The organism is Acidovorax sp. HMWF018 (assembly GCF_003061035.1).
Lineage (GTDB): Bacteria > Pseudomonadota > Gammaproteobacteria > Burkholderiales > Burkholderiaceae_C > Acidovorax > Acidovorax delafieldii.
Map to the genome: position 1 here is coordinate 1,098 of NZ_QAIM01000385.1, position 2,480 is coordinate 3,577.

General features: G+C 66.5%; 4 protein-coding genes. 2 read left to right on the forward strand and 2 right to left on the reverse strand.

Annotated elements, in window-relative coordinates:
- A partial coding sequence (locus DBR23_RS15090) for a sorbosone dehydrogenase family protein (protein WP_369882120.1) occupies nt 1–859 on the reverse strand: 859 nt, incomplete at its 3' end.
- A 130-nt stretch (nt 860–989) separates the two neighbouring features.
- Between DBR23_RS15090 and DBR23_RS29655 the strand changes: the two genes are divergently transcribed.
- Nucleotides 990–1,163, forward strand: a complete 174-nt coding sequence (locus DBR23_RS29655) for a hypothetical protein (protein ID WP_156379496.1) — start codon at nt 990–992, stop codon at nt 1,161–1,163.
- A 31-nt stretch (nt 1,164–1,194) separates the two neighbouring features.
- The gene (locus DBR23_RS15095) at nt 1,195–1,479 is read left to right on the forward strand and encodes a DUF6150 family protein (RefSeq protein ID WP_108498791.1); all 285 of its coding nucleotides are present in this window, start codon (nt 1,195–1,197) and stop codon (nt 1,477–1,479) included.
- 59 nt (nt 1,480–1,538) lie between these two features.
- Here DBR23_RS15095 and DBR23_RS15100 read toward each other — a convergent pair whose 3' ends face one another.
- Nucleotides 1,539–2,384, reverse strand: a complete 846-nt coding sequence (locus DBR23_RS15100; RefSeq protein ID WP_108498792.1) for a fumarylacetoacetate hydrolase family protein — start codon at nt 2,382–2,384, stop codon at nt 1,539–1,541.
- Nucleotides 2,385–2,480: the final 96 nt, after the last annotated feature.

Below are 2,480 nucleotides of genomic sequence, written 5' to 3' on the forward strand. Positions count from 1 at the left end.
CGTAAAACGCGCTGTCTTTGACAGAGGTGAGGTAGTCGGGCACCAGGTCGTTGCCCAGTTCGTCGCGTTCGTTCACCACCGTCCACAGCGCGCCGGTGTCGGGTTGCCAGCTCAGGCCGTTGGGGTTGCGCAGGCCCGATGCAAACACGCGATGCGTGCCGGTCAGGCGGTCCACCTCCCAGATGGCGGCGCGCCCAGCCTCGGCGGTCATGCCGCTTTCGGCCACGTTGCTGTTGGATCCCACAGTCACATAGAGCTTGCTGCCGTCAGGGCTCGCGATCAGATTTTTGGTCCAGTGGTGGTTGATGGGGCCTGCGGGCAGGTCGATGAGCCTGGTGCCTGGGCCCACCAAGCTCGTCTGTCCCGGCGTATAGTCAAAGCGCAGCACCGCATCGGTGTTGGCCACATACAGGGCATTGCCCACCAGCGCCATGCCAAACGGCGAATTCAGATCGGCGGCAAAGGTGGTGCGGGTTTCGGCAATGCCGTCGCCGTCGGCATCGCGCAGCAAGGTGATGCGGTTGGCCGATGGCACACCGGCTCCGGCGCTTTTCATCACCCGCTTCATGACCCAGCCCTTGATGCCCTTGGCATCGTCAGGCTTGGGGGGCGCGTTGCTCTCAGCCACCAGCACATCCCCGTTGGGCAGTACCAGCAGCCAGCGCGGGTGGTCCAGCCCCGTGGCCAGTGCCGTCACTCGCAGGCCGTTCATCGGCACGGGCTGTGTGCCGGCTGGCCAGGCCTGGGCGGGTGCAATGTGCACGGTGGGCAGCAGCGCCGACGTGGGCGGGGGCAGCGTGGGCGACCGCCCCATGCCCGCTTCGGGCGGCAGGGAGACGGGGTCAGTGCAGGCACTCAAGGCGCAAAGAGTGCCGATCACGGCCACCACCCTATGCCTGCTGCGACTCCAGCCACTGTGCGCCTCGCAATGGGCGCGCCTGCCTTGCGCGCCATCAGAACCGGGGGTAGCACAACGGGGGAACAGAGACATGGCACACCTTGCAACGCAGCGCACAGGCTGCATCACAGGGCAGTGTGTGCCGCTGGCAGGAACCGGCCTGTCAGCCGGTGGCGCGAACGCCTGTCAGGCGCTGCGCTCGGGCCGCGCGCAGGGCGGGTATGTACCACTGCGCGGGGCCGTAGGGTTGCGCACCATGGGCTGATTCGCTTCGCGCTTTTCACAGGAGATTGCACATGGCAAAAATTTTGGTAGCCCCACAGGCCGCCGCTGCCGACGCCAAGGTGTTTGAGGTGCCCTATGAAAGCCAGGCCGACCTCTGCTGGTACGAAATGCCGCACGCGCAACAGGCCGAGGGCGACGCGGTATGGTGTTTTGTGGACCACGCTCCCCAGGCCACGTTCAGCATCTTCCGGGTCAAGTACGAAAGCCAGGCGAACCTCAAGATCTTCAAGGTCAAGTACCGGGAGCAGGCGGGCTGGCGCAACGCGGGCCACGCGCTGCGCGGCAAGCTGGACTGAGAAGGTCAGAGCAACGTGCTACATGGGGTGCAGCAGCAGTACGCAGCTGCGGCCCATCGTCACCCCCCCACGTACTTCTGCAGCTGCTCGCCCAGCCCCGTGGCGCCCAGGCGCACCACATCACCGGGCTTGAGGAACCACGGCGCGGGCTTTTGCCCCAGGCCCACGCCTGCAGGCGTTCCGGTCAGGATGATGTCACCCGGCTCCAGGGTCATGAACTGGCTGATGTACGACACCACGGTGGGCACGCCAAAAATGAAATTGCGCGTGCTGCCGTTTTGCACACGTTGGCCATTCACCTCCAGCCACAGGTCGATGGCGTGGGGGTCGGCCACCTCATCGGCCGTCACCAGCCAGGGGCCAATGGGCGCGAAGGTGTCGTAGCTCTTGCCCTTGTCCCACTGCCCGCCACGCTCCAACTGCCAGGCGCGCTCGGACACATCGTTGGCCAGCACATAACCGGCGACATGGGCCAGCGCGTCGGCCTCGGACACATGGCGGGCGCGGGTGCCGATGACGATGCCCAGCTCCACCTCCCAGTCGGTCTTGGTGGCACAAGGCGGTATCCGCACATCATCGTTGGGGCCGCTCAGCGCGGTCACGGCCTTCATGAACAGCACCGGCTCGGCGGGCGGCTGCATGCCCGCCTCCTTGGCGTGGTCGGCATAGTTGAGGCCCACGCACACGATCTTGCCCACACCGCCCACCGGACTGCCCAGGCGGGGCGAGCCATAGACGGCAGGGAGGCGGCGCGCGTCAATGGCGGCCAGCGCCGACAGGGCGCGCGGGCTGAGCTGCGCGGGGCCGATATCAGGCAACAGCATGGACAGGTCGCGCAGCGTGCCTTGGGCGTCCACCAGACCGGGGCGTTCTGCACCAGGCTGGCCGTATCGAATGAGTTTCATGGGGTGTCCTTGTCTCTATGGATGAATCCAGGGCCCGGGGGGCGTACCACCCGGCAGCATAGCGGCACACCGCCTTGCGCGCGTGCACCAATGGCC

Coding starts and splice junctions, on each gene's coding strand:
- DBR23_RS29655 (WP_156379496.1), top strand. CDS start 990: ATGGCACACCTTGCAACGCAGCGCACAGGCTGCATCACAGGGCAGTGT.
- DBR23_RS15100 (WP_108498792.1), bottom strand. CDS start 2,384: ATGAAACTCATTCGATACGGCCAGCCTGGTGCAGAACGCCCCGGTCTG.
- DBR23_RS15095 (WP_108498791.1), top strand. CDS start 1,195: ATGGCAAAAATTTTGGTAGCCCCACAGGCCGCCGCTGCCGACGCCAAG.